At 64.2% G+C, this 26073-nt stretch carries 23 protein-coding genes; 15 read left to right on the top strand and 8 right to left on the bottom strand.

Annotated features, from left to right (window positions below; translation table 11 throughout):
- Nucleotides 1-14 precede the first annotated feature (14 nt).
- From aroA to FJ936_RS01535, 4 genes are all read left to right on the top strand, one after another.
- On the top strand, nucleotides 15-1376 hold the full coding sequence (gene aroA / locus FJ936_RS01550; protein WP_140614977.1) for a 3-phosphoshikimate 1-carboxyvinyltransferase: 1362 nt from the start codon (nucleotides 15-17) through the stop codon (nucleotides 1374-1376).
- Between the two features lie 146 nt (nucleotides 1377-1522).
- Entirely contained in the window at nucleotides 1523-2173 is a 651-nt protein-coding gene (gene cmk / locus FJ936_RS01545; protein ID WP_140614979.1) for a (d)CMP kinase, read from the top strand.
- 206 nt (nucleotides 2174-2379) lie between these two features.
- A complete protein-coding gene (rpsA, locus tag FJ936_RS01540) occupies nucleotides 2380-4077 on the top strand; it encodes a 30S ribosomal protein S1 (RefSeq protein ID WP_015314259.1) in 1698 nt (565 codons plus the stop codon).
- Between the two features lie 131 nt (nucleotides 4078-4208).
- Nucleotides 4209-6077, top strand: coding sequence for a hypothetical protein (locus FJ936_RS01535; protein WP_141906047.1), 1869 nt, complete (start codon nucleotides 4209-4211; stop codon nucleotides 6075-6077).
- Here FJ936_RS01535 and FJ936_RS01530 read toward each other — a convergent pair.
- From FJ936_RS01530 to FJ936_RS01515, 4 genes are all read right to left on the bottom strand, one after another.
- The gene (locus FJ936_RS01530; protein WP_140614983.1) at nucleotides 6062-6769 is read right to left on the bottom strand and encodes an SDR family NAD(P)-dependent oxidoreductase; all 708 of its coding nucleotides are present in this window, start codon (nucleotides 6767-6769) and stop codon (nucleotides 6062-6064) included. The two genes, FJ936_RS01535 and FJ936_RS01530, sit on opposite strands and share 16 nt — an antisense overlap.
- A 232-nt stretch (nucleotides 6770-7001) precedes the next feature.
- Nucleotides 7002-8582, bottom strand: coding sequence for a 5-guanidino-2-oxopentanoate decarboxylase (locus FJ936_RS01525; protein WP_141906046.1), 1581 nt, complete (start codon nucleotides 8580-8582; stop codon nucleotides 7002-7004).
- Between the two features lie 80 nt (nucleotides 8583-8662).
- Nucleotides 8663-9334: a TetR family transcriptional regulator C-terminal domain-containing protein gene (locus tag FJ936_RS01520; RefSeq protein WP_015314263.1), complete on the bottom strand. Its 672-nt coding sequence runs from the start codon at nucleotides 9332-9334 to the stop codon at nucleotides 8663-8665.
- Nucleotides 9304-10176 (bottom strand): dimethylarginine dimethylaminohydrolase family protein, encoded by an 873-nt coding sequence (locus FJ936_RS01515; RefSeq protein ID WP_140614989.1) that lies wholly within the window; start codon nucleotides 10174-10176, stop codon nucleotides 9304-9306. The genes FJ936_RS01520 and FJ936_RS01515 overlap by 31 nt, the downstream gene beginning before the upstream one ends.
- Before the next feature lie 214 nt (nucleotides 10177-10390).
- Between FJ936_RS01515 and FJ936_RS01510 the strand changes: the two genes are divergently transcribed.
- From FJ936_RS01510 to FJ936_RS01480, 7 genes are all read left to right on the top strand, one after another.
- Nucleotides 10391-11206: an ABC transporter ATP-binding protein gene (locus FJ936_RS01510; RefSeq protein ID WP_015314265.1), complete on the top strand. Its 816-nt coding sequence runs from the start codon at nucleotides 10391-10393 to the stop codon at nucleotides 11204-11206.
- Between the two features lie 55 nt (nucleotides 11207-11261).
- The gene (locus FJ936_RS01505) at nucleotides 11262-12059 is read left to right on the top strand and encodes a transporter substrate-binding domain-containing protein (RefSeq protein ID WP_140614991.1); all 798 of its coding nucleotides are present in this window, start codon (nucleotides 11262-11264) and stop codon (nucleotides 12057-12059) included.
- Nucleotides 12060-12263: 204 nt separating this feature from the next.
- Nucleotides 12264-12929, top strand: a complete 666-nt coding sequence (locus FJ936_RS01500) for an ABC transporter permease (RefSeq protein ID WP_041163582.1) — start codon at nucleotides 12264-12266, stop codon at nucleotides 12927-12929.
- On the top strand, nucleotides 12929-13738 hold the full coding sequence (locus tag FJ936_RS01495) for an ABC transporter permease (protein WP_141906045.1): 810 nt from the start codon (nucleotides 12929-12931) through the stop codon (nucleotides 13736-13738). Before FJ936_RS01500 ends, FJ936_RS01495 begins: the two co-directional genes overlap by 1 nt.
- Before the next feature lie 107 nt (nucleotides 13739-13845).
- Nucleotides 13846-14847 carry an Ldh family oxidoreductase gene (locus FJ936_RS01490; RefSeq protein WP_141906044.1) on the top strand — a complete coding sequence of 334 codons (1002 nt, stop codon included), beginning with the start codon at nucleotides 13846-13848 and terminating at the stop codon, nucleotides 14845-14847.
- Between the two features lie 243 nt (nucleotides 14848-15090).
- The gene (locus FJ936_RS01485; protein WP_141906043.1) at nucleotides 15091-15372 is read left to right on the top strand and encodes a hypothetical protein; all 282 of its coding nucleotides are present in this window, start codon (nucleotides 15091-15093) and stop codon (nucleotides 15370-15372) included.
- Nucleotides 15373-15640: 268 nt separating this feature from the next.
- Nucleotides 15641-16618, top strand: a complete 978-nt coding sequence (locus FJ936_RS01480; protein ID WP_141906042.1) for a complex I NDUFA9 subunit family protein — start codon at nucleotides 15641-15643, stop codon at nucleotides 16616-16618.
- A 13-nt stretch (nucleotides 16619-16631) separates the two neighbouring features.
- On the opposite strand, the gene FJ936_RS01475 is transcribed toward FJ936_RS01480, so the two are convergent.
- Nucleotides 16632-18005, bottom strand: a complete 1374-nt coding sequence (locus FJ936_RS01475; RefSeq protein WP_141906041.1) for a cytochrome P450 — start codon at nucleotides 18003-18005, stop codon at nucleotides 16632-16634.
- A 212-nt stretch (nucleotides 18006-18217) separates the two neighbouring features.
- On the opposite strand from FJ936_RS01475, the gene FJ936_RS01470 reads away from it, so the two are divergent.
- From FJ936_RS01470 to FJ936_RS01455, 4 genes are all read left to right on the top strand, one after another.
- Nucleotides 18218-18787, top strand: a complete 570-nt coding sequence (locus FJ936_RS01470; RefSeq protein WP_141906040.1) for an NADPH-dependent FMN reductase — start codon at nucleotides 18218-18220, stop codon at nucleotides 18785-18787.
- 486 nt (nucleotides 18788-19273) lie between these two features.
- A complete protein-coding gene (gene gyrB / locus FJ936_RS01460; RefSeq protein ID WP_140615003.1) occupies nucleotides 19274-21745 on the top strand; it encodes a DNA topoisomerase (ATP-hydrolyzing) subunit B in 2472 nt (823 codons plus the stop codon).
- 29 nt (nucleotides 21746-21774) lie between these two features.
- Nucleotides 21775-21951, top strand: a complete 177-nt coding sequence (locus FJ936_RS30410) for a hypothetical protein (protein WP_181171140.1) — start codon at nucleotides 21775-21777, stop codon at nucleotides 21949-21951.
- Nucleotides 21952-21960: 9 nt separating this feature from the next.
- Entirely contained in the window at nucleotides 21961-22878 is a 918-nt protein-coding gene (locus FJ936_RS01455; protein ID WP_015314275.1) for a membrane protein, read from the top strand.
- Between the two features lie 74 nt (nucleotides 22879-22952).
- Here FJ936_RS01455 and FJ936_RS01450 read toward each other — a convergent pair whose 3' ends face one another.
- Genes FJ936_RS01450 through FJ936_RS01440 form a run of 3 tightly spaced genes read right to left on the bottom strand, consistent with a single transcriptional unit; the run spans nucleotide 22953 to nucleotide 26051 of the window.
- Nucleotides 22953-24350 carry an NAD(P)(+) transhydrogenase (Re/Si-specific) subunit beta gene (locus tag FJ936_RS01450; protein ID WP_140788630.1) on the bottom strand — a complete coding sequence of 466 codons (1398 nt, stop codon included), beginning with the start codon at nucleotides 24348-24350 and terminating at the stop codon, nucleotides 22953-22955.
- Nucleotide 24351: 1 nt separating this feature from the next.
- A complete protein-coding gene (locus tag FJ936_RS01445; protein WP_174361964.1) occupies nucleotides 24352-24780 on the bottom strand; it encodes a proton-translocating transhydrogenase family protein in 429 nt (142 codons plus the stop codon).
- A complete protein-coding gene (locus FJ936_RS01440; protein WP_140788628.1) occupies nucleotides 24777-26051 on the bottom strand; it encodes a Re/Si-specific NAD(P)(+) transhydrogenase subunit alpha in 1275 nt (424 codons plus the stop codon). Before FJ936_RS01440 ends, FJ936_RS01445 begins: the two co-directional genes overlap by 4 nt.
- Nucleotides 26052-26073: the final 22 nt, after the last annotated feature.

The raw sequence follows: 26073 nt of genomic DNA, 5'->3' as shown, positions 1-26073 counted from the left end.
TCCAGGGAAATTCCATGTCTCACGCCGCCGCTGCCAAGCCGGCCACTGCCCGCAAGTCACCAGCCCTTTCCGGCACGGCCCGCGTGCCGGGCGACAAGTCGATCTCGCACCGCTCGTTCATGTTCGGCGGGCTCGCCTCCGGCGAAACCCGCATCACCGGCCTGCTCGAGGGCGAGGATGTGATGCGCACGGGCGCGGCCATGAAGGCGATGGGCGCGCATATCGAGAAACGCGGCGCCGAGTGGGTGATCCGCGGCACCGGCAACGGCGCGCTGCTGCAGCCGGAAGGTCCGCTCGATTTCGGCAATGCCGGCACCGGCTCGCGGCTGACCATGGGCCTTGTCGGCACCTACGACATGGAGACGACTTTTATCGGCGATGCTTCGCTGTCGGGCCGGCCGATGGGTCGCGTGCTCGAACCGCTGCGCCAGATGGGCGTGCAGGTGCTCAAAGCCACGCCCGGCGACCGCATGCCGATCACGTTGCATGGGCCGAAGCACGCGGCCCCGATCACCTACCGCGTGCCGATGGCCTCGGCGCAGGTGAAGTCGGCGGTGCTGCTGGCCGGGTTGAACACGCCCGGCATCACCACCGTCATCGAACCTGTCATGACGCGCGACCACACGGAAAAGATGCTCAAGGGCTTTGGCGCCAACCTGTCGGTCGAGACCGACGAACGCGGCGTGCGCCACATCTTCATCGAAGGCCAGGGCAAGCTGACCGGCCAGACCATCGCCGTGCCGGGCGACCCGTCCTCGGCCGGCTTCCCGCTGGTGGCGGCGCTGATCGTGCCGGGTTCGGACATCACGATCGAAAACGTGCTGATGAACCCGACCCGCACCGGGTTGCTTCTCACGCTGCAGGAAATGGGCGGCCAGATCGACATCTTGAACCCGCGCAATGCCGGCGGCGAGGATGTCGCGGACCTGCGCGTTCGTTACTCCGAGCTGAAAGGCGTCGCCGTGCCGCCCGAGCGGGCGCCGTCGATGATCGACGAATACCCGGTGCTGGCCGTTGCCGCCAGCTTCGCCGAGGGCGAGACGCTGATGCAGGGGCTGGAGGAACTTCGGGTGAAGGAATCCGACCGGCTGTCGGCGGTCGCCAACGGGCTGAAGCTCAACGGCGTCGACTGCACCGAGGGCGAAGCTTCGCTTGCCGTGCGCGGCAAACCAGGCGGCAGGGGATTGGGCGGCCACCCCAACGGCCGGGATACGACGGTGCAGACCCATCTCGACCACCGCATCGCCATGAGCTTTCTGGTGATGGGCCTGGCGACGGAAAAGCCTGTCACCATCGATGACGCCGCCATGATCGCGACGAGCTTCCCCGAGTTCATGGATTTGATGACGGGGCTGGGCGCGGAGATCGAGCGATAGTGGCAATCGCAAACCTTGGGGATTGGCTGGCGACATCCCGTGCTTCGTCATCCTGGGGCGAAGCAAGGAGCGCAGCGACGCGGCGCAGACCCCAGGATGACGAAGTCGCGGGGGCCTGCTTCCATGCATAAGGCGTCTGCATGCCAATGACCCACCCCTTCACCATCGCCATCGACGGACCGGCCGGCGCGGGCAAAGGCACGCTCGCCCGCCGTCTCGCCGATCACTACCGCCTCAACCTGCTCGACACCGGCCTGACCTATCGCGCTGTCGCCCATGCGCTGCTGCGGCTGGGCCTACCGCTCGACAATGTCTCGGCGGCAGAAACCGCCGCCCGCCAGGTCGATCTGGCAAAGCTCGACCGCGCGGTGCTGTCGGCGCATGCGGTTGGCGAGGCCGCCTCGAAGGTCGCGGTTTTCCCTACCGTGCGGCGCATCCTGGTCGAAAAGCAGCGCGACTTCGCAAGGACGCCGCCGGGCGCGGTGCTGGACGGGCGCGACATCGGCACGGTCGTGTGCCCCGACGCCGACATCAAACTCTATGTGACGGCAAGTGCCGAGGTGCGCGCCAAGCGCCGGCTGGCTGAGATCGAAAGCATCGGCGGCACCGCCGATTTCGCCGAAATCCTTGCCGATATCCAGCGTCGCGACGAGCGCGACATGGGCCGGGCGGACTCGCCGCTGAAGCCGGCGGCCGACGCGCACTTGCTTGATACCAGCGAAATGGCTATAGAAGCCGCGTTTCTCGCGGCCATGTCCGTCATCGACGACGTGCTGGCCAAGAGAAACAAGGCCTGATCCGGGTTTCATGCTGCTTCCGGTTGCCGGAGGCGAAGAAAATACCCATATCGGGCACGAACCAGCCTGCCAGCATTCTTCATGCGCCGGAATTGCCGCTTGAAAAGCGGCCCAGGGCTTTTGCAGCCCGGAACGCCGGCAGGCCAACGCAACGCTAACCCACGGCGCCCACCCCGCGAAAAATGCGGGGTACTCCAGGAGAAACAATGTCTGCTGCAAATCCCACTCGCGATGATTTCGCGAGCCTGCTCGAAGAATCATTTACCACCGGTCATTCCGGCGAAGGCCAAGTCGTCAAGGGCACGATTCTGGCGATCGAAAAAGACATGGCCATCATCGATGTCGGCCTCAAGGTCGAAGGCCGTGTGCCGCTGAAGGAATTCGGCGTAAAGGGCAAGGACTCGACGCTCAAGGTCGGCGACACCGTCGAAGTCATGGTCGAGCGCATCGAAAATGCGCTGGGCGAGGCCGTGCTGTCGCGCGACAAGGCACGCCGCGAGGAGAGCTGGGTCAAGCTCGAAGAGAAGTTCACCAAGGGTGAGCGCGTCGAAGGCGTCATCTTCAACCAGGTCAAGGGCGGCTTCACCGTCGACCTCGACGGCGCCGTGGCCTTCCTGCCGCGCAGCCAGGTCGATATTCGCCCGATCCGCGACGTCTCCCCGCTGATGCACAACCCGCAGCCCTTCGAGATCCTCAAGATGGATCGCCGCCGCGGCAACATCGTCGTGTCGCGCCGTACCGTGCTTGAGGAGAGCCGCGCCGAACAGCGTTCGGAAATCGTGCAGAACCTCGAGGAAGGCCAGGTTGTCGAAGGCGTCGTCAAGAACATCACCGATTACGGTGCGTTCGTCGACCTCGGCGGCATCGACGGCCTGCTGCATGTCACCGACATGGCATGGCGCCGCGTCAACCATCCGACCGAAATCCTCAACATCGGTCAGACGGTCAAGGTGCAGATCATCCGCATCAACCAGGAAACCCACCGCATCTCGCTCGGCATGAAGCAGCTCGAGAGCGATCCGTGGTCCGAGATCGGCACCAAGTTCCCGATCGGCAAGAAGATCAAGGGCACCGTCACCAATATCACCGACTACGGCGCGTTCGTCGAGCTGGAGCCGGGCATCGAGGGCCTTATCCACGTTTCGGAAATGTCGTGGACCAAGAAGAACGTGCATCCCGGCAAGATCCTGTCGACAACGCAGGAAGTCGACGTGGTGGTGCTCGAAGTCGATCCGGCCAAGCGCCGCATCTCGCTCGGCCTCAAGCAGACGCTCGAGAACCCGTGGCAGGCTTTCGCCTCGAGCCATCCGGTCGGCAGCCAGGTCGAGGGCGAGGTCAAGAACAAGACCGAGTTCGGCCTGTTCATCGGCCTCGAAGGCGACGTGGACGGCATGGTGCACCTCTCCGATCTCGACTGGACCCGTCCGGGCGAGCAGGTCATCGAAGAGTACAATCGTGGTGACATGGTCAAGGCGCAGGTGCTCGACGTCGACATCGACAAGGAGCGCATCTCGCTCGGCATCAAGCAGCTGGCCAAGGACACGGTCGGCGAAGCCGCGACGTCAGGCGAACTGCGCAAGAACGCCGTCGTTACCTGCGAAGTCATCGGCGTCAAGGATGGCGGTCTGGAAGTGCGGCTGGTCGACAGCGGCATCGAGACCTTCATCAAGCGCTCCGACCTCAGCCGCGATCGCGACGAGCAGCGCCCCGAGCGCTTCACCGTCGGCCAGAAGGTCGACGCCCGTGTCATCGCCTTCGACAAGAAGACCCGCAAGCTGCAGGTCTCGATCAAGGCGCTGGAAATCGCCGAAGAGAAGGAAGCCGTCGCACAGTACGGCTCGACCGACTCCGGCGCTTCGCTGGGCGACATCCTGGGTGCCGCGCTGAAGAAGCAGGGCAACTAAGGATTAACCGCTTGCCGCACGATTTTCGTGCGGCTTGAACAAAGACCCCGCCGGAGCGATCCGGCGGGGTCTTTCTTTACGGCAAGATAAACTTCCTCGCGTATTTGGCAGTCGTCCCGGGGAAGCCTTCCATGAGCAATGACGACGACAGGGCCGCAGCGCAATCTTCGTGGCTGCCGCGTCTTTATATGAGCGCACCGGCCCTTTTCTGCTTCTGCGGCATGGTGACGGTGATGATCGTCCTCTGGTCCCTGGGCTTCCGGCTCAATGCCGATGCGGACGACCTTCTCAAAATACACGAGATCCGCACCTTGCTCGAGACCGGGAATATCTTCGACCGGACAATGCCCGGCATTGCCCAGCCCGAGCCCTACATCTCGCACTGGCCATGGATCGTGGACCTGCCCTATGCCGCTTTTGCGTGGCTGCTCGCGCCGTTCGCCGGCTTCGAGCCGGCGTTGATGGCAGCAAGCTTTGTCGTGCCGCTGCTCCTGTTTGTACCCGCGCTCTACTTCTACAACCGGCTGATTGTCGCGATGGGCTTTGCCTATCCGGCCATTGCATTGCCGTTGGCCTTGATCTTCGCCGCGCGCACCTTCTTCGAATACGCGCCGGGGCGGATCGACTATCACAATCTGCAGATATTGCTTCTGCTTGCGGCCCTGGTCCTGTTGCTGTCGCGGAATCGCCTTTCGCCCTTCGTCAACGGCTTGCTGACAGCCCTGGCAATCGCGATCAGCGCCGAGTTCGCACCGTTCTTCGCCCTGGTGATGGCCGTCTACGCCTTCGACTGGATCGCCGGCCGCGACGAGAGTGCGACAGGGATCACCGGCTTTGGAGTGGCCCTGGCGATCGGCGCGATCGGCCTGTTCGCCGCTACCGTCGCGCCCTCGGCCTATGCCGCGGTCAAATGCGATACCTATTCCGCGCCGCATGTGCTGGCGCTGACCGCCGCCGGGCTCTCATTCGCCGTCGTACCTCGGCTTGTCGGCACGCGTGGCGGCTGGGCAATGCGGGCCTCGCTTCTGCTGGTGTTCGCCGCCATCAGCCTGGTGGCGCTGGTGAAACTGTTTCCGCAATGCCTGGACGGCCCTTACGCGTCGATGGACGCCTATGTCCGCGACAACATGCTCAACAGAATTCTTCAGGAATTGAGCCTGTTTCGGCGCCCCGATTTCGTCCTGTCGTCCGGCTTTCCCAGCATGTTGCTGCTGTTCGCCGGCGCGCTCGCGCCGGTCGTCATCTGCACCGGGTCGCATGGCCGCAGCCGGCCTCTGGTCATACTGGCTCTGTTTTCGCTGCTCGGATTGGTGCTGGCGATCGACTATCTCCGCTACTTCCGCTATCTCCCGATTTTCTCCGGCATCGGCCTGATCTTCGTGCTGGAGAGCCTGCTGCCGCAAGGTTCGGGGCTGCGGCGCTACTTGAAATCTCCCGTGCCGGCGCCATCGCGCAAATACGCATTGATCCTGCCCGGTCTGGTTTTGTCCGGGGCCATGGCGCTGTACCATCTGGCGGTCAGACCCTCCCAAGCGGCGATACCCGCCGCTGAATTCGCCGACAGTTGCGACCTTGATCATTTCGGAGCGCAACGGGGTTGGCCATCGGGCGCCATCGTCTTTTCGCCACCGCTCATCGGATCGCATTTCGTCGCGCTGGCCGACGGCCCCAAGGTGGTGACGATCCCAAACCACCCTTCGGCCAAGGGCATCGAACGGAGCTACCGCTTTCTCGACCCCATGACCGCCGACCCGCGCGCAATTCTCGACACGTCGAAGGCGACACATGTCGCGATCTGTGCCTGGCGAGGCGCGCCGTCGCCGGGTCTCGAAGCCGCCTACCCGTTCGCGGCGGCCCTGATGGAAGGCAAGCCGCCGGCTTGGTTGAGGGAGTGTCCCACCGACGCTTCATCGCCGCTGCGTGTCTACAGCTACCGCAACGCCGACGGATCCGACGCCGGCTGCCCGGCTTCGACGCTCTCCGCTCAGGCCCTGCCGTAGAGCGGCACCAGCGTTCCGCTCATTGCCTGATTGGCCGGCGAGGCGAGATAGGCGATTGCCTCGGCCGCTGCTTCGAGGCTGACCCATTTGGTGAAATCGGCATCCGGCATGTCGGCGCGGTTGGCCGGCGTGTCGAGCGTCGATGGGGCCACCGCGTTGACCAGGATGCCCTGGGCCTTCAATTCTTCCGCCATCGCCACCGTCATGGCCGCGACCGCCGCCTTGCTGGCCGTATAGGCGACCATGCCGGCGCCGCGGCGCGGGTCGAGCCCGGCGCGTGCCGTGACATTGACGATGCGACCGGCAGTATCCGACGCCAGCATCGAGCGGATGGCGGCGCGGCTGCACAGGAAGGCGGTGCGGGCGTTGGTGTCCATCATCTCGGCAAACGACGCCGATTCGATCTTCTCCACCGGCGCCATGGCAAAGCCGCCGGCCAGATGGATCGATCCCCACAAGGCAGGAACCTGGCTGTAGAACGCCTCGACCTTGGCGGGGTCCGAGAGATCGACATTGTGCGCCAGTTTGACATTGTCGTGCGTGGTGAAGGGGAAGTGCTGAGGTGCCGCGGCATGCGCGTTCGGCACGTGGCAGATCGCGCCCTGTTCCAGCAGTCTGCCGACCACCGCCCCACCGAGCGCGCCGGTTCCACCGGTCACAACGATGTGCCTGCCTTCAAGTGTTTCCGTCATCCTGGACCGCTCCTGTCATTTTTATGACTTTTGTCGTTGGTTTGCCGCGCCGACGCGAAGCGTCGCCCCTTTCAGTCGCTCACTCAACCGATATCTCGACATGGCAGCCGTCACGTCTTTGCATGCGTCAGGGCATCGCCGAATAACGAAGCCGCCCGGAAGCGGATCAGGTCTTGCAAAAACCAAGCCGGCAAATGGTCCGCTTCCTGTCGGCAAGGACGGCCCGGATGTTTCAGACGACCGTGACTTCGATGACGCGCGGCAGCCCCGTTGCCCGGGCGTGCCTGAGCGCCTGTGGCAAGGCGTCGATGTCGGCCAGCCTTTCGGCACCAATGCCATAGGCTTCGGCAAGCTTGCAGAAATCCGGCGGCGCCGGCGACACGCCGACAGGTTCCACGCCGACATCGAGCATCGAGGTCTCGATCTCGCGATAGCCTCTGTTGTTCCAGACCACGAAGATGACGGGCGCTCCAGAATCGAGCGCCACCGCTATCTCCGGCAAGGTGAACTGGAAGCCCCCGTCGCCGGTCAGGCAGACAACCGGCGCATCGGGCACGGCAAGTGCCGCACCGATCGCCGCCGGCGGACCGTAGCCAAGCGCGCCAAAGCCGGTCGCGGCATTGAACCAGCCGCCGGGCCGGTCGTGGTCGTAATAGAGGTTGGCGGCGTAAATCGGCTGGGTCGAGTCGCCAACGATGATGGCACCGGGCAAAGCGTCGCGGATCATTTCCACGGCACACACCTGCGCCGCATAGGCCGGGCTCAACTCGGCAAAAGCGGCCTTTCGCGCCGCCGCGGCGCGGCCATGGCCATCTTCGCCAGCGCTGTGGGCGGGATCGATCGCCGCAAGCAGCGCCTCGATCGCCTCGGCGCAATCGGCCTGGATGGCGACCGTCACCGGACGCCGCGCAAGCTGGTCGGCGCCGATGTCGATACGGATCAGGTTCGAAGGCAGTACGAAGCCACCGTCGCCATAGCCGTCATAGTCGGTCGGGCCGAATTCGGTACCGGCGGCGATCACCAGATCGGCCCCGGCCATGAGCGCGCGAACCGCCTTGAGGCTTGGGCTTGCCGGCACGCAAAGCGGATGGCCATGCATGAGACCGCGCGCGTTGGTGGTCTCGACAATCGGCGCGCCCAGCCTTTCGGCAAGGCGCCGCAGCGCCGCATCGGCTTTCTTGGCGCCGCCGCCTGCAAGGATGAGCGGGCGGCGTGCGGTGGCGATGAGTTCGGCAGCCCTGGCAATGGTGGCACGCTCTGGCGCCGGCGGCCCGGCATTGCTCAAGGCTGCCGACAATCCGTCCGCCGGCTTGACCATGATATCGGTCGGGATCTCTATATGCACAGGGCCGGGCCGAGACGAGGAAAACAGGGCGAAAGCCCGCGCCAGCGCACCGGGCAATTCGCTGGCCCCGGCCACGCGTAGCGACAACAGCGCTACCTTCTCCATCATGCCGCGCTGATCGGGCAATTCGTGCAGGAAGCCGAGCCCCTTGCCGAGCGTGTCGGTGGCGTTGACGCCGGAGATCACCAGCATCGGCACCGAATCGGCGCGCGCCTGGCCCATGGCGGTGATGGTGTTGGTCAGCCCCGGCCCGGTGATGACGAAGGCGACGCCCGGCCTGCCGCCGGCGCGCGCATAGCCGTCGGCCATGAAGCCGGCGCCCTGTTCGTGGCGCGGCGTGATGTGGCGAATCTTCGAGCGCGCAAGACCGCGATAGAGTTCGACCGTGTGGACGCCGGGAATGCCGAACACGGTGTCGACGCCATGCGCCTCGAGCAGCGAAATGAGCGCTTCGCCCACAGTGGTCATTGGTTTTCTCCCCTATCTCTTTGTTTCTACGCAATTCCCAAGGGGGAAGCGCTGCGCGCTTTTCCCGGGAAAACCGCTTCTCATTTTTCCAGGAATTGCTCCAGCGGCGCGAGGCCGAGTTCGGACTCGACAGCCTTGATGCCAATCGCCGCCAATTCGCCGGGCGAGAACATCTCGCCGGCCAGGCAGCCTTCGATCCAGAGCCCGTCGATGATCGCATTGATCGCGATGGCATGGTGGCGCAACTGGGTTGCGTCCGGCTTGTGCTGTTCGGCGGCGAGCACGTCGGCCACAACTGCTTCCACCTCGTTGCGAAAGCCAAGGTAGCCTTCGCGGTGGGCACGGGCCAGGGCGGGATCCGCACTGGCGCGGCCGATGAAGGTTGCCCAGAGCGAAAACACCCGCGCGTCGATGATCGGCGCATTGAGATTGGCGGTGATGAAAGCCGCAAGACGCTGGCGCGGCGAGGCATCATCCATGACCAATGCCGCCTTCGCCTGCTCGGTCATGCGGTCGACCAGCGCCGTATAGGCTTCCTGCAGCAATTCTTCCTTGCCCGGGAAATAATGCCGGATCAGCCCGGCGGTGACGCCGGCACGCAATGCGATGGTGCGCAGGCTGGCGCCTTGCAGGCCATATTCCGCCACGCTGTCCAGAGTCGCTTCGATCAGATCCTGCCGCCGCCGCTCCTCGCCCTCGCGACGGAACTTACGGCGCCCATTCATTGGCGCAGGATCGGTCGCGTCAGGCATGTCGGCCCGCCTTCGCAGGCGATGCAGAGCGCGTCCGCCTCGAAGATTTCAACCGTGCATCCGGCGGCTTCCATGGCGGCCTTGGTCCTGGGAAAGCCCGCGACGGCAATGACCTTGAGCGGGCTGGTCGGCAGTACGTTGAGGCTGAGGCCGTTGGAAGCCGCGAACTCCTCGGCGTCGCCTTCGACCAGCCGGATGCCGCGTGCCTTCAGCGTCTGATAGAAAGGGGCCGGTAAAAGCGGCGAATAGACCAGCGCCAGGTCGTCGGCCAGCGGGCTGATAACCGACATCAGATGCAGGCACGCCTCTTCGCCCTGCCACAGCGGCAGATCAAAGCCGTAGACGGAAATCCCCAGCGGCGACAGCAGGTTGGAAACCTGCTGGATGCCTTCCTGGTTGGAACGGACACCGCGCCCGATCGCCAGCGTGCGGGCATCCACCCATACACAGTCGCCACCTTCGACCTGGCCAGGAGCCTCGACGCGACCAAGGATCGGAATGCCCAGCCTTCTGTAGGTTTCTTCATGCAGCGAAGGCTCCCTGGCGCGCAGCGGCTTGCCCATGGACAGGATCAGCGCACCGCGGTCGGTCATCAGCGAAGGGTCGTGCGTGAACACCGAATCCGAAAGTCCGTCGGCCTTGTCCTCGATCCATTCGATCTCGGCGCCGGACGCCGCCACCAGTTCAGCAAGGACTGCGTGCTGCGAGGCCGCTTTCGCCGGGTTGAATCCCGGACCATAGTGCCAGGCAGCCCGGTCGGCGTCGCGCATGGCGTTGGCCGCCGACCGCATCAGCACGCGCCGCAGCGGCGCCGCCATGGACTGGGATCCGAAAGCGCTCATCGATGCCCTTTTTTAAGCTGAAAAAAACCGAGAAAATTTCGTGAGAGGTTATTTATACACTTGCACAACAAGGCCGCAAGTGCCGTAATGAGCGGGATTGACGGGCTCGCTCTGTTGGGTCCATGCTTGAGGTCTGGAGCGAGGCAGTACAGCGTATGTTGATTAGCCGGATAGACGTTCGACGAACCGCCGGCGGCGATATGGAGGTCATTTGGTGAGCGCTGTGGCAGCTGCCAAAGTCCCATCCGGCGAGGCGCAGGACGGCGCCGCAGAAGCCATCCATGTCGAGAACCTGCACAAGAAATTCGGTCAACTGCATGTGCTGAAGGGCGTATCGCTGTCGGCGCGCGACGGCGAGGTCATCGCCATCATCGGCGGCTCGGGCTCAGGCAAATCGACGCTGCTGCGCTGCATCAACTGCCTGGAAAACCCGACCAGCGGCATCATCCGGGTCAATGGCGAGGAGATCAAGCTCAAGGCGGACAGCCATGGCCATACCATTCCGGCCGACCGCAGGCAGATCGAACGCATCCGCTCCAAGCTCGGCATGGTGTTCCAGAACTTCAACCTGTGGAGCCATATGACGCTGATCGAAAACGTCATCGAGGTTCCCGTTCATGTGCTGGGCGTCAAGCGCGACCAGGCTGTCGCCCAGGCCGAAAAGCTGCTGGTGCGCGTCGGTCTGGCCGAGAAGCGCGATGTCTATCCGGCCTATCTCTCCGGCGGCCAGCAGCAGCGCGCCGCGATCGCTCGCGCCTTGGCCATCAATCCGCGCGTCATGCTGTTCGACGAACCGACCTCGGCGCTCGATCCCGAACTGGTCGGCGAAGTGCTGAAGGTGATTGGCGATCTGGCGCGTGAAGGCCGCACCATGGTGCTGGTCACCCACGAAATGAAATTCGCCCGCGAGGTCGCGACCCACGTCGTCTACCTCTACAACGGGTTGGTCGAGGAGGAAGGCCCGCCGGAGCAGATCTTCGGCGCGCCCAAGTCCGAAAGGCTAAAGCAGTTCATCCGCAACATCGGCTAGGGACAGGCCGGGACGGAAGAAAACCGGGAACCAACAACAAACTGGGAGTTCTGAAATGAAGACTGTTCTGAAGACATTCGCCGCGGCGCTGCTGCTCGGCGTCGCCGCCATGGGCGTGGCCAAGGCCGATCCGGTCAAGATCGGCGTCGCCGCCGAACCCTACGCGCCCTTCACCTCGCCCGATGCTTCGGGCAAATGGGTCGGCTGGGAGATCGACTTCATCGACGCCGTGTGCGCCGAAGAGAAGCTCGACTGCGTCATCACCCCTGTCGCCTGGGACGGCATCATCCCGGCACTGACCACCAAGAAGATCGACCTCATCGTCTCGTCGATGTCGATCACCGACGAACGCAAGAAGACCATCGACTTCTCCGACAAATACTACAACACCCCGACCGCCATCATCGGCCCCAAGGACCAGAAGTTCGGCGCCACGCCCGACGATCTCAAGGGCAAGGTCCTCGGCGTCCAGGTGTCGACGGTGCATGCCGTCTACGCCAAGAAGCATTTCGGCCCCACCGCATCCGAGATCAAGGAATACCAGACGCAGGACGAAGCCAACAACGACCTCGCCGCGGGCCGCCTCGACGCGGTGCAGGCCGATTCCATCGCGCTCAAGGAGTTCCTCAAGACCGACCAGGGCAAGGCCTGCTGCGATCTCAAGGGCATGGTGGCCCCTGACGACGAGGTGCTCGGACCGGGCGTCGGCGCCGGCGTGCGCAAGGAAGACACCGCCCTGAAAGAGAAGATCAACGCCGGCATCAAGGCGATCCGCGCCAACGGCAAATATGACGAGATCTCGAAGAAATATTTCGATTTCGACATTTACGGCGGCGCCACGCAGTCGAACTGAGACCCTCGCATCGGCTGGAGGACAGGGCGCTGACGCCCTCGTCCTCCAGCCGGCCTGTCCACGCATGCTTGCCGCCGGCTGCTGGTGCCGGCGGACAGAGCCAGCAATCCGGGGGCGAAGCTGATCGAATCCTTTCTTCCGGCCTCCGCGGCCGGCATCGTCGAACTGCTCTCGCCGGCTCCCGTCGGCTGGGGCGGGACGCTCTTGCTCGGGCTCCTGCATTCGCTAGAGATCGCCGTCGGCGCGACCATCGTCGGCCTGCTGATTGGAACCTGCGGTGCCTATGGCAAGCTTTACGGCGGACCCGTGGTGCGCGACCTGTTCGCGGTCTACACCACCGTGGTGCGCGCCGTGCCGGAACTGGTGCTGATCCTGCTGCTCTACTATGCCGGCACCGACCTGATAAACCAGGTGCTGACGGCGATGGGTTACCAGCGTGTCGACATCAGCGGGCTGGTGGCCGGCATCGCCGTGCTCGGCTTCGTCCAGGGCGCCTATTCGACGGAAGTCATCCGCGGCGCGATCCTCGCTATCCCGCAGGGCCAGATCGAAGCCGCCCGCGCCTTCGGCATGTCTCCCGGCCTTCTGTTGCGGCGCATCACGCTGCCGGCGATGCTGCCTTTCGCCATTCCGGGCCTCGCCAATCTGTGGTTGATCGCCACCAAGGATACCGCGCTGCTGGCCGTCGTCGGCTTCTTCGAACTGACACTGGCGACACGACAGGCGGCGGGCGTCACCAAGGCATATCTGGTTTTCTTCCTCGCCGCCGGCGTGCTCTATCTCTGCGTGACACTGGTTTCGAACCTCCTGCTTGGCCGCGCGGAGAAATGGGCGCGGCGCGGCATGCCTTCGATCAAGGAGGCACGCTGATGACCAGCGAAACGGTCATCATCGACACGGCGGCGCGCGCATCGCTCTGGCTGCAGCCGCATCGCATCGTGCTGATCCTGATCGCGCTGGGGCTGGTGGCGTCGGCCGCCTTCTTCATGCGCTGGGACTGGCTGCCGCAATATTGGGAAATGGGCCTGATGGGCATCTGGCGTGCCCTGTGGATCCTGGCCGTCACCTGTACGCTCGGCTTCATGATCGCCGTGCCCGTCGGGCTGGCGCAGGCGGCCGGCTCGATCTGGGTCGCGGCACCTGCGAAAGTCTTCTGCACCATCATCCGCGGCACGCCGCTGCTTCTGCAGCTATGGCTGCTTTATTACGGGCTGGGCTCGCTTTTCCCGCAATATCCATGGATCCGCGAATCCTGGATGTGGCCCTATCTCAGGCAGGCCTGGCCGTACGGCGTGCTGGCGCTGACCTTGTCCTTCGCCGGCTACGAGGGCGAAGTGATGCGCGGCGCCTTTGCCGGCGTCCCCAAGGGGCAGTTGGAAGCCGCCCGCGCCTTCGGCATGAGCCGCTGGAAGATCTTCCGCCGCGTCTGGCTGCCGCAAGCTTTCTACCGGGCGCTGCCGACGCTGACCGGCGAGACCGTGCTGCAGCTGAAATCGACGCCGCTGGTGGCAACCATCAGCGTGATCGACATCTTCGCCGTCTCGTCCAAGGTGCGGCAGGACACCTATCTCACCTACGAGCCCTTGCTGCTCCTGGCGTTGATCTATATGGCGATCACCGGCATTCTGGTCTTCGCCTTCAGCCGGATCGAGGCACGAATCCCGGTCAAGATCGGTTAGATCCAAGTGAGTGGTGGGTAGGGATTGGTAAGTAGGAAGTGGCTGCCGCGCACTCCACAACTCACCACTCACCAACCCCTACTCACTACTCACTAAGGGCAATCGCCATGCAACTCAGTCTCGACCAGGCAAAAGGGCTGTGCCGGATGGCGGCACTTGGCGCCGGCGCCAACGAGGAAGCAGCGCAATCGCTCACCGCCTCGATCATCGCAGCCGAGGCAGAGGGACTTGCAGCCGTCGGGCTCACACATTTCATCGACTACCTCGAAGCACTCGAGGCCGGACGCATCGACGGCAATGCCGATCCTGTGATCACCCGGCCGGCGCTGGCCGTCTATCTCTCGGACGCACGCGGCGGGCTGGCGCATACCGGCTTCGACCGCACCATCGACGACCTCGCCAAGGCGGCAAGACTGTTCGGCGTCGCCATCTTCTCGCAGAAGAACGCCTACACCTGCGGGGCGCTCGGCTACTTCACCGGCCGGCTGGCCGCGCAGGGCCTGGTGTCCTTCGCCGCCACCAATGGTCCGGCCGTCCTGGCCGGCTCAGGCTCGGTCAAGCCGGTCTATTGCACCAACCCGATGTCTTTCGCCGCCCCCGCCGCCGACGGGGCGCCGCTGGTCATCGACCAGTCGTCGAGCGCCACCGCCTTCGTCAACATCCGCAAGGCCGCCGAGGAAGGCAAGAAGATCCCCGAAGGCTGGGCGCTGGACGCCAGCGGCAACCCGACCACCGATCCGGCGGCGGCCATGAAGGGCGCCATGCTCGCCTTCGGCGGCCAGCGCGGCGCCAACATCGCGCTGATGGTCGAAGTGCTGGCGGCCGGCCTGTCGGGCGCCAACTGGTCACTCGACGCGCCATGGTTCAGCGGCGGCCCGGACAGCCCCGGGACCGGCCTGTTCGTGCTTGCCGTCGAGCCCAAGCTGCTCGACCCGGGTTTCGAACAGCGCATGAAAGACCAGCTCGACCGGCTGCGGCGGCGCTTCGGCGTTCATGTGCCCGGCCGCGCCCGCGGCGAAGCGGCCGAAAAGGCGCAGGCGCGCGGCATCACCGCGCCCAAGGCAGTGATCCAGCGCATCTCCGAATTCGCCGAACGCTACTCGGCCTGATTTCTTCTCCTTTCTTTGCAGACAGTTACTTGGCCGCCCCCGCCTGACACGCGGTTGTGCGCGTTTTTTTTCGCGCGCGTCCTGAACCTTTTTGAGCGCCCGGGCGACCAACGTTTGTCCAGGGCAAGGTGAGCTTGCCCGATCCAGACCGGGAACAGCAAAATCAAATCGAAAGTCTACTCCGCGTGAAAGGCATCGCCCTTCGCGTCCCGGAAACCCAACCTCAAATCAAGGGAAATCATCATGACCAACACCAAGACCACCATGCTGACCGCCGTCCTCCTGCTCGGTTCCTTCATGGGCGCCACGCAGGCTGCCAATTTGAAGGCCGCACCGGTCAAGCCGGCCAACCCGGGCGTCATTACCGCGCCGGGTGCCGGCGCCACCGAGGACCACTACTGCAAGAACGGCCATGCGAAATTCGCCAACTGCAGCGCCGATTTCGTCGCCGCCTGCAAGAAGGTTGGTGGCACCATGTCGGATGTTCAGGGCTGGGGTGGGCGTACTTGCTTCACGCCCTCCTGATACCGTCTCAGGTCAGGCCGCTCGTCGGCCCCTGACACCTCATGGATGTCATCCGGGAAACCCCGCTTCGGCGGGGTTTCCTGCGTCTGTCGCTCGCAGGGCCAAGACATGATCGATGCGCTTGTCGCAGGAATACCGGGCCTTGCTTTTTCTTGGAATCGCGCGAAAAACAAGAATGACGCGACGACGCGTCACCCTTTGCCTTTGGCGCAAAACGGACTATGAAACGGCTCAGCCAAGCCATCTGGAACGCGCGCCGGAGCCCGCCATGACCGAAATCCTGCAGACCCCAAAGCTCGTCGTCGTCTTTGGCGGGTCAGGCTTTGTCGGCCGTCATGTCGTGCGGGCGCTGGCCAAGCGCGGTTATCGCATCAGGGTCGCCTGCCGGCGGCCCGACCTTGCCGGCCATTTGCAGCCGCTCGGCAATGTCGGCCAGATCCAGCCGGTGCAGGCCAATGTGCGCGTGCGCTGGTCGGTCGACCGCGCCGTGCAAGGTGCCGACCATGTCGTCAATCTCGTCGCCATCCTGCATGAGAACGGCCGGCAGAAATTCTCCGCCGTGCACGAATTCGGTGCTCGCGCCATCGCCGAGGCGGCGCGCTCCGTCGGCGCCGGGCTCACCCATATTTCGGCGCTCGGCGCCGATCCGGATTCCGAATCGGATTATGCGCGCACCAAGGCGCTCGGTGAAAAGGCCGTGCTGGAGACGATCGCCGATGCCGTGATCTTGCGGCCGTCGATCAATTTCGGGCCGGAGGACAGCTTCTTCAACCGGTTCGCGAACATGGCGCGTTATTCGCCGGTGCTGCCGCTGATCGGCGGCGGCCAGACCAAGTTCCAGCCGGTCTATGTCGGTGACGTGGCGGAGGCTGTCGCGCGTTCGGTCGACGGCAAGATCGATGGCGGCCAGGTTTACGAGCTCGGCGGCCCCAACGTGCTCACCTTCAAGGAGTGCATGCAGGAACTGCTCACGGTTATCGAGCGCAAGCGCCTGCTGGTGCCGGTGCCGTGGTGGATGGCAAACATCCAGGCCTCGATCCTCGGCCTGTTGCCCAATCCGCTGCTGACCAAGGACCAGGTGATGCAGTTGCGCGAGCACAACATCGTTTCGGACGAAGCCGCCAAGGCCAACCGGATACTGGCGGGGCTCGGCATCCAGCCGCAATCGATCGCGACGATCCTGCCGAGCTACCTCTGGCGCTTCCGCGCCGCCGGCCAGTTCCAGCAGCGTAAGCCCGCGGTATAAGAAGCGTCGGCCCTCAGCGAGGGCGAGGCGTGACCCGCATCGGCAGACCGCCTTGCGGCTGCGTGGTCAATTTCTGCACCGGCCAGGGCTTTGTTTCAGCGGTCGCGTCGAAGCGGAAGCGTGACAAGAGGATGGCGAGCGCGATGATCGCCTCCTGCATGGCGAAGCTGGCGCCGATGCAGACGCGCGGGCCGGCGCCGAAGGGCAGATATTGGAAGCGGTCGATCTTTTCACGGTTTCCCGGATGGAAGCGTTCGGGCAGGAAGGCGTCGGGCCGTTCCCACAGCTTCCTGTGGCGGTGAACGACCCATGGCATCACCAGCACGGCGGCGTGCTTGGGGATATAAAGATCCTTCCACATTTCCGGAACGATCGGCTCGCGATTGATCGATGGCGCCGGCGGGTAGAGCCGAAGCGCCTCGTCGAAAGCGGCGCGTGTCAGCGGCATGGCGTCGAGCCACTTCGCCGGATCGGGCTCGCGCGCCAGCACCCGGTCGATCTCCTGTTCGACCCGGTCGCGCTCCCACGGCGATTCGGCCAGGCAATAAAGTGTCCAGCCGAGCGCGCGCGCCGTGGTCTCGTGGCCGGCGCCGATGAAGGTGATGATGTTGTCCTCGACTTCCGGGCGCGTCAGTCCGTCGGGGCCTTCGGCCTTGAGCAGCAGCGTCAGGAAATCCTGCGGCACGGCATCGGGGTCGCGCCTGAACTTCTCTTCGCGCATCTTGACCGTGTCGGTCACGATCTTGCGGAAATAGGCCATGGTCTTGCGGCCGCGGATACGGGTCAGCCGCGGCAGCCAGTCGGGCGCGCGCAGCAGGTCGAGCGGATCCACGCGGCCCATGGTTTCGAACAGGCGGTCGATCTCGTTGGCGAAACTGCCGGGCTCGCCCGCGATCTCCCCGGAAAACAGCGTCTCGGCGAGGATGTCATAGGTGAGCAGCGTCATGTCATGGGCGATATCGGACGTGCCGCCGGTCTCGTAACGGGTGACGAACTCCAGCGTCCGTTTCAGCATCGGCTGGGCGAAGCCGAAAATGTGGCGTGGCGTGAACACCGGCGCCATTGCCTTGCGCGACCGCTTCCACACCTCGCCCTCGGCCGTCAGCAGGCCGTCGCGCAGGATCGGCCTCAGTATCTTCTGGCGCACCGTCGCCATCTTGTAGTTCTTGGCGTTGTCGACCAGCACATGGCGGATCAGGCCCGGATCATTGGCGATGACCAGCGGCCCACCAGCGCCCTTGGCAGAAATCCAGGGTTCGTTGTAGGTCGGCTCGCCCCAGAGTTCGAGCGGGTTGCGATAGACGATGCGGATCATTTCCAGCGTCGAAGGCGGCGACGTGCGCGGCTTCGGGGCGGGAGGAACGAATGGGGCGGGCTGCGTGTCCATGAAGTGCTCCGCTGTTCCCATCAATGTAGTGGCTGCCACCTCGGGCGTCCATGTCACCGAACGGCAAACCGGACCGATGACGGCGGGAACGCCAGGGCGGACAGTCTGTTCATCCGATCGTGACCGTTCCTTCAGGGATCCAACCTTGCCTGCTGGAACGCTCTGCCGTAGTGGCAGTCACCAACAGATACTGCCTGACAAAGGAGCCTGCCTTGAAGCACCAGTTGAACATCATCATCGGCAGCACGCGGCCCGGCCGCGCTGGCCCGGTTTTCGCCGAATGGCTGGAGACGTTCGTACGCGAACACGGAAAATTCGAGCCAGTGCTGACCGACATAGCCGCGTTCAACCTGCCGGTCCTGGATGAACCTCATCATCCAAGGCTCGGCAATTATCAGAACGACCACACCAAGGCCTGGTCGAAGGCGATGGATGCCGCTGACGCCTTCGTGTTCGTGGCGCCGGAATACAATTACTTCGCCGCACCCGCGATCATCAACGCGATCGACTATCTCGCCCGCGAATGGAAATACAAGCCCGCTGCGATCTTCAGCTATGGCGGTGTCTCCGGCGGCCTGCGTGCGGCGCAGGCGCTGAAGCCGCTGCTGACCTCGGTCGGGATCATGCCTATCCCGGAAGGTGTCGCGCTGCCGCTGTACCAGAAATCGCTCGACGAGAACGGCGCCTTCGATGCCAGCGAGCAAGTGCGGGGCGGGACCAAGACCATGCTGGACGAACTGTTGCGCTGGAGCGAGGCGTTGAAACCGATGCGCGCCGCCTGAGAGAGCCGCCTCAGCGCGGCTTGCTTGCGCCATAAAGAGGTGGAATGGTCGGCAAACGACTGAGCCGGGGGCGGTTCGACTGCGTTTGCTGTTTGCCATGCTGCTGATGCTTGCGACCACCGCTATCGCGGCCGAGCGGCGCGTGCATCGGCCAGGCCAATGACGACTACCGGCTGGTCCGGCCGCTTGCCACCTCCCATGACGGCGAAGCCATGGAAGCGGCGCTGAAGAAACTTGGTTTCGCTGGAGCTCGACCAGACGGGCCGGCTGGCGCCAGGGACAAATCCACGGTCAAATATTTGCGCGGCCTCCTGGCTAAATTCAGCGCCCGAAAAAAATAGCCGGCTGCCGGCTCGGCATTCGCGCCGGAAATGCCTGCAAACCTTGGAAAAACCGCCTTTAGCGCCTATATCTACCCCATATCAGAAGCGCGATTCGGGGCTGATTTTTCGCGCTGTAAAAGCGGCATCTAGACAACAGGTTTTCATGAGCGACCAGACCGAGAACACAAACGGCGCTGAAGCCGAATACGGCGCCGATTCCATCAAGGTTTTGAAGGGGTTGGACGCCGTCCGCAAGCGGCCGGGCATGTATATCGGCGATACCGATGACGGCTCGGGCCTGCATCACATGGTCTACGAAGTGGTCGACAACGCCATCGACGAGGCGCTGGCCGGCCATGCCGACCTGGTTTCGGTGACGCTCAATCCCGACGGTTCGGTGACGGTTATCGACAATGGCCGTGGCATTCCAACCGACATTCACCCCAGCGAAGGCATTTCGGCGGCCGAAGTGATCATGACGCAGCTGCATGCCGGCGGAAAGTTCGACCAGAACTCCTACAAGGTGTCTGGCGGTCTGCATGGCGTCGGCGTCTCGGTGGTCAACGCGCTGTCGGCCTGGTTGAAGCTCAAGATCCGCCGCAACGGCCAGGTCTTCGAGATGAGCTTTACCCACGGCAATGCCGATGCGCCGCTGAAGGCGATCGGCAGCTACGAGCAGGACAAGCGCCCAGGCACCAATGAGGGCCGCAGCGGCACCGAGGTCACCTTCTTTCCGTCGTCCGAGACCTTTACCATGGTCGAATTCGATTTCGGCACGCTGGAGCACCGGCTGCGCGAACTCGCCTTCCTGAACTCCGGCGTGCGCATCGTTCTGACAGACGCACGTCATGCCGACGTCGTGAAGCACGAACTGCACTATGATGGCGGCCTGGAAGAGTTCGTCAAATATCTCGACCGGGTCAAGAAACCGCTGATCGGGAAGCCCATCTCCATCAGGGCCGAGCGTGACGGCATCACCGTGGAAGTGGCGATGTGGTGGAACGACAGTTACCACGAGAATGTGCTGGCCTTCACCAACAACATCCCGCAGCGCGATGGCGGCACCCATCTGGCCGGTTTTCGCGGCGCACTGACCCGCCAGATCACCGGCTATGGCGAATCTTCGGGGCTGACCAAGAAGGAAAAGGTCTCGCTGATCGGCGACGATTGCCGCGAGGGCCTGACGGCGGTGCTGTCGGTTAAGGTTCCCGATCCGAAATTCTCGTCGCAGACCAAGGACAAGCTGGTCTCGTCGGAGGTTCGTCCCGTGGTCGAGGGACTGGTCAACGAAGCGCTCGGCACGTGGCTCGAAGAGCATCCGACCGAGGGCAAGGTGGTCGTCGACAAGGTGATCCAGGCCGCGGCGGCGCGTGAAGCGGCGCGCAAGGCTCGTGACATCACCCGCAAGACCTCGCTCGGCGTCACCTCGCTGCCCGGCAAGCTGGCCGATTGCCAGGAACGCGACCCGGCGAAGTCCGAAATCTTCATCGTCGAGGGTGACTCGGCCGGCGGCTCCGCCAAGGGCGGCCGTTCGCGCCAAAACCAGGCAATCCTTCCCCTGCGCGGCAAGATCCTCAATGTCGAGCGGGCCCGCTTCGACCGCATGCTCTCGTCCGACATGATCGGCACGCTGATCACCGCGCTCGGCACCTCGATCGGTAAGGACGAATTCAACGCCGACAAGCTGCGCTACCACAAGATCATCCTGATGACCGACGCGGACGTCGACGGCGCCCATATCAGGACCTTGCTGCTCACTTTCTTCTTCCGGCAGATGCCGGAGCTGATCGAGCGCGGCCACCTCTACATCGCCCAGCCGCCGCTCTATAAGGTGACGCGCGGCAAGAGCTCGCAATACATCAAGAATGAGAGCGCCTTCGAAGAATTCCTGATCGATTCGGGGTTGGAGGAAGCGTCCCTTACGCTCGGCTCAGGGGAAGTGCGGACCGGACAGGATCTGCACGGCGCCGTCGCCGATGCGCTTGCCGTGCGCCAGCTCATCAACGGCTTGCACACGCGCTATAACCGCGACGTCGTCGAGCAGGCTGCGATCGCCGGCGGGCTCAATCCCGAAATCTTCGCCGATCTTGGCCGCGCCAACGCGATGGCGGAGCGGATCGCGCAACGCCTCGACATCATCGCCGAGGACACCGAGCGCGGTTGGACCGGCCGCATGTCGACCTCGAACGAGGGCATCGGCGGCTATGTCTTCGAACGCACCGTGCGCAGCGTCAAGGAATACGCCCATCTCGACATGGCGTTGATCAATTCCGCCGACGCACGCCAGCTCGATCGCTACGCGCAGCGCCTCAGCGAAGTCTACGGGGCGCCGCCGGTGCTGCGCCGCAAGGAGGTGTCCGAAACAGTCTCGGGACCGCTGGCGCTGCTCAACGCGGTCTTTGCGACCGGCCGCAAGGGGCTGACCATGCAGCGCTACAAGGGTCTCGGCGAGATGAATGCCGAGCAGCTCTGGGAAACCACGCTCGATCCGAATGTGCGTTCGCTGCTGCAGGTCAAGGTCAACGATGCGACCGATGCCGACAGCCTGTTCTCGCGGCTGATGGGTGACGAGGTGGAGCCTCGGCGCGAATTCATCCAGGACAACGCACTGTCGGTCGCCAACCTGGATATTTGAGGTTTCGCCCAGCCTTTTGACAGATTGGCATGGCCCGTGCGCGCGCCAATAATGAGGATGCGCCGGAACAGAAGGCCTTCGAAGACATTGTGACAGTGTCCATCACAATTTCTTGCAGGAGGCTTTTTATGGGACGCGGCATTCTACTCTGGTTGCTCGGCATTCCGATTCCGATCATCATTCTCATCATGCTGTTCGTACGGTAGGGGGCGTCGATGCAGTCCACCCTATCGGCTGTCGACGTATCCGCTTCCACGGAATCGTCCTCCACCGCCGTCAGCTGGGGACCGATCATAGCCGGCGCTTTCGCGGCCTCGACGTTGACGTTCATCCTCATGTTGCTCGGCTCAGGTCTTGGGCTCAGCATGGTTTCACCATGGTCGGGCTCTGGCGCGTCGATCACCACCTTCGCGGTTTCCACCGCCGTCTGGCTGGTGATCGTGCAGTGGCTGTCCGCCGGTGTAGGCGGCTACCTTGCGGGCCGGTTGCGGACCAAATGGGTCGGCATCCACACCGACGAAGTCTATTTCCGTGACACCGCGCACGGCTTTCTCGCCTGGGCGCTGGCCACCTTGCTGGTCGCCGGCGTGCTTGGCTCGGCACTTTCCGCCGCGATTGGTTCAGGTGTGCAGGCCGCGTCCACCGTGGCCTCGGGAGCCGCCATGGGTGCGTCGGCCGGGGCCTCGGCGAATGCCAGCGGTGCATCGACCGACAATGCGACCTCCTATCTGGTGGATTCCCTGTTCCGCCCGGCCGATCCGGCCAAGCTCGCCACCGCCAATCCCGCCGACGAAGCCGCCGCGGCCGGGCAGGCCTCGCGGATCCTGATCGCCGGCGCCGTCGCCGGCGAGGTTTCGGCGGAAGACAAGACCTATCTTGCGCAATTGGTCGCCGCGCGCACCGGCCTTTCCGAGGCTGATGCCAAGACGCGTGTCGACACGGTGCTGGCGAAGGCGCAGGACGCAAAGGTCAAGGCGAAGCAGGCGGCCGACACGGCAAGGAAAGCAAGCGCCACCTTTGCGCTTCTCGGCGCCTTGTCGCTGGTCATCGGCGCCTTCATCGCCAGTGCGGCCGCGGCGCTCGGCGGCAGGCAGCGCGATGAAGAGGAAGCGGTGTTCCTGACCAACGGCTGAAGGCAGCATCACGCCAAAATTACAGAGCCCGGCATCGACCGGGCTCTTTCCATTCGACGGTCAAGACCTGCCGGTCAGTGATCCATCGCCTTGACGATTTCCTCGGTCATCTTCTTGGCGTCGCCGAGCAGCATCATGGTGCCGTCCTTGTAGAACAGCGTGTTGTCGATGCCGGCATAGCCGGAGCCGAGCGAGCGCTTGACGAACAGGCAGGTGCGGGCCTTGTCGACGTCGAGGATCGGCATGCCGTAGATGGGCGACGACTTGTCGTCGCGCGCGGACGGGTTGGTGACGTCGTTGGCGCCGATGACATAGGCGACGTCGGCCTGCGCGAATTCCGAGTTGATGTCCTCGAGCTCGAACACTTCGTCGTAAGGCACGTTGGCTTCGGCGAGCAGCACATTCATGTGGCCGGGCATGCGCCCGGCGACGGGGTGGATGGCGTATTTGACGTCGACGCCATTGGCCTTGAGCTTGTCGGCCATTTCACGCAGCGCGTGCTGCGCCTGGGCGACCGCCATGCCGTAACCCGGCACGATGATGACCTTCTGCGCGTTCATCATGAGGTAGGCGGCATCGTCGGCCGATCCTTGCTTGACGGTGCGCTCGATGCCGTCATCCGCCGCAGCGGCGGTCTCGCCGCCGAAGCCGCCGAGGATGACCGAGATGAAGCTCCGGTTCATGCCCTTGCACATGATGTAGGACAGGATCGCACCGGACGAGCCGACCAGCGCGCCGGTGATGATCAGCGCCAGATTGCCGAGCGTGAAGCCAAGGGCGGCCGCCGCCCAGCCGGAATAGGAATTCAGCATCGATACGACGACCGGCATGTCGGCGCCACCGATCGGGATGATCAGGAGCACGCCGAGCACCAGCGAGGCGGCAACGATCAGCCAGAACACCAGTTTCGATTCCGTGGTGACCAGCAGCACGATCAGCACGATCAGCGCCACGCCAAGGGCAGCGTTGATGACGTGACGGCCGCCGATCATGATCGGCTTGCCCGACATGCGGCCGTCGAGCTTCAGGAAGGCAATGACTGAGCCGGTGAAGGTGATGGCGCCGATGGCGACGCCAAGGCTCATCTCTATCAGGGCCTGGGCATGGATGTCGCCATCCGTGCCGATGCCGAAGCTTTCCGGCGCATAGATGGCCGCGGCCGCCACCATGACGGCGGCAAGGCCGACCAGCGAGTGGAAGGCGGCGACCAGTTGCGGCATCGAGGTCATGGCAATGCGCTTGGCCGTGACGGCGCCGACGCCACCGCCGATGGCGAGGCCAAGCACGATCAGGCCGAAGCGGCCGGCGGACGGGGTTGCCAGCGCCAGCGTGGTGGCAATGGCGATGCCCATGCCGACCATGCCGTAGAGATTGCCCTGCCGGCTGGTGGTCGGATGGGAGAGGCCGCGCAACGCCATGATGAACAGGACGCCGGATACCAGATAGAGGAAGGAGGCGAGATTGACGGTCACGTCACTTGTCCTTCTTCTTGTACATGGCCAGCATGCGCTGGGTGACGAGGAAGCCGCCGAAGATGTTGACCGAGACCAGCATCAGCGCGACGAAACCGAAGCCGGCGGCGACGCCGGAGGCCGCGATGCCGACGGCGAGCAGCGCACCGACGACGATGACGGACGAGATGGCGTTGGTGACGGCCATCAGCGGCGTGTGCAGTGCCGGGGTCACCGACCAGACGACGTAATAGCCGACGAAGATCGCCAGGATGAAGATGGCGAAACGGAAGACGAAGGGATCGATGGCCCCGCCCGAGAGCGCATGCGCGGCATCACCGGCCGCCTCTGCACCGCCTGGGGCATTGGCCAGGTTCTGCACCGCGAGCCGAACGGCAGCGCTTGCCTGGTCGAGCTGATCCAAGGCTTTCTGCAAGGTCTGGTCCATCACGCGGTCCCTTTCGGCTTCGGCGAGGGTGACTTGGATGCGGCGGTCTTCCCGGGCGCGGCCTTCCTGGGCGCGGCCGTGGCATCGGCGATCATGGTCGTGGCCGGGATCGCGGCCGGCTCGACATAAGGCTGCTGGTCGGCCTTGGCGAAGGCCGGATGAACGACCTTGCCGCCGTCGGTCAGCATGGTTGCCTTGACCAGATCGTCGTCGCGATTGATGGCAAGCGTCTTGGTCGTCTTGTCGACGAGCGTCTCGACGAAGGCGAACAGGTTCCTGGCATAAAGCAGCGAGGCGGATGCCGCGATGCGACCTGGCACGTTGAGATGACCGACGATCTTCACATTGTTGGCCGTGGTGACGATCTTGCCAGCCTCGGCGCCCTCGACATTGCCGCCACGCTCGACCGCGAGATCGACGAGCACCGAGCCCGGCTTCATCGAAGCGACCATCGCCGCCGACACCAGCTTCGGCGCCGGACGGCCGGGGATCAGCGCCGTGGTGATGACGATGTCCTGCTTGGCAATGTGTTCGGCGGTCAGCGCCGCCTGTTTGGCCTGGTACTCCTTAGACATTTCCTTGGCATAGCCGCCGGCCGTCTCGGCCGCCTTGAACTCCTCGTCCTCGACGGCGAGGAACTTTGCGCCGAGCGAGGCGACCTGTTCCTTGGCGGCGGGGCGAACGTCGGTAGCGGTGACGACGGCACCAAGACGGCGGGCGGTGGCGATCGCCTGCAGGCCGGCAACGCCGACGCCCATGATGAAGACCTTCGCCGCCGGCACCGTGCCAGCCGCCGTCATCATCATCGGCAGCGCCCGGTCGTATTCGGCGGCTCCGTCGATCACCGCCTGGTAGCCGGCAAGATTGGCCTGGCTGGACAGGACGTCCATCGATTGCGCGCGGGTGATGCGCGGCATGAACTCCATCGAGAAGGCGGTGACGCCGGCTTTGGCCAAGGCCGCGACAGCCGCATCGTTGCCGTAGGGATCCATGATGGCGATCACCGCAGCGCCGGATTTGTAACTCTTCAGCTCGGCATCCGTTGGCCGGCGAACCTTCAGCACGACATCGGCCTTGGCGACATCCGAGGCCTTGCCGATGACGGCACCTGTCTTGGCAAACTCTTCGTCGGGGATACGCGAGCGGGTGCCGGCACCGGCTTCGACGACCACGTCGAAACCCAGGGCCGTCAGCCGCTTCACCGTATCGGGCGAAGCCGCGACACGCGGTTCGTTCGCATCGAGCTCACGAGGGATGAAAACCGTCTGTCCCACCGCATGATCCTTTCGGCCGGAA

Source organism: Mesorhizobium sp. B2-4-13 (assembly GCF_006658535.1).
Classification (GTDB): domain Bacteria; phylum Pseudomonadota; class Alphaproteobacteria; order Rhizobiales; family Rhizobiaceae; genus Mesorhizobium; species Mesorhizobium australicum.
The sequence above is the reverse complement of the archived record's forward strand: the minus strand, read 5'-3'. Positions and strand labels throughout refer to the sequence as shown.

Coding starts and splice junctions, on each gene's coding strand:
- FJ936_RS01525 (WP_141906046.1), bottom strand. CDS start 8,582: ATGACCACTGTGGGCGAAGCGCTCATTTCGCTGCTCGAGGCGCATGGC.
- FJ936_RS01485 (WP_141906043.1), top strand. CDS start 15,091: ATGACCAACACCAAGACCACCATGCTGACCGCCGTCCTCCTGCTCGGT.
- rpsA (WP_015314259.1), top strand. CDS start 2,380: ATGTCTGCTGCAAATCCCACTCGCGATGATTTCGCGAGCCTGCTCGAA.
- FJ936_RS01455 (WP_015314275.1), top strand. CDS start 21,961: ATGCAGTCCACCCTATCGGCTGTCGACGTATCCGCTTCCACGGAATCG.
- FJ936_RS01505 (WP_140614991.1), top strand. CDS start 11,262: ATGAAGACTGTTCTGAAGACATTCGCCGCGGCGCTGCTGCTCGGCGTC.
- FJ936_RS01480 (WP_141906042.1), top strand. CDS start 15,641: ATGACCGAAATCCTGCAGACCCCAAAGCTCGTCGTCGTCTTTGGCGGG.
- aroA (WP_140614977.1), top strand. CDS start 15: ATGTCTCACGCCGCCGCTGCCAAGCCGGCCACTGCCCGCAAGTCACCA.
- FJ936_RS01530 (WP_140614983.1), bottom strand. CDS start 6,769: ATGACGGAAACACTTGAAGGCAGGCACATCGTTGTGACCGGTGGAACC.
- FJ936_RS30410 (WP_181171140.1), top strand. CDS start 21,775: ATGGCCCGTGCGCGCGCCAATAATGAGGATGCGCCGGAACAGAAGGCC.
- FJ936_RS01475 (WP_141906041.1), bottom strand. CDS start 18,005: ATGGACACGCAGCCCGCCCCATTCGTTCCTCCCGCCCCGAAGCCGCGC.
- FJ936_RS01515 (WP_140614989.1), bottom strand. CDS start 10,176: ATGAGCGCTTTCGGATCCCAGTCCATGGCGGCGCCGCTGCGGCGCGTG.
- FJ936_RS01535 (WP_141906047.1), top strand. CDS start 4,209: ATGAGCAATGACGACGACAGGGCCGCAGCGCAATCTTCGTGGCTGCCG.
- FJ936_RS01495 (WP_141906045.1), top strand. CDS start 12,929: ATGACCAGCGAAACGGTCATCATCGACACGGCGGCGCGCGCATCGCTC.
- FJ936_RS01520 (WP_015314263.1), bottom strand. CDS start 9,334: ATGCCTGACGCGACCGATCCTGCGCCAATGAATGGGCGCCGTAAGTTC.
- gyrB (WP_140615003.1), top strand. CDS start 19,274: ATGAGCGACCAGACCGAGAACACAAACGGCGCTGAAGCCGAATACGGC.
- cmk (WP_140614979.1), top strand. CDS start 1,523: ATGACCCACCCCTTCACCATCGCCATCGACGGACCGGCCGGCGCGGGC.
- FJ936_RS01490 (WP_141906044.1), top strand. CDS start 13,846: ATGCAACTCAGTCTCGACCAGGCAAAAGGGCTGTGCCGGATGGCGGCA.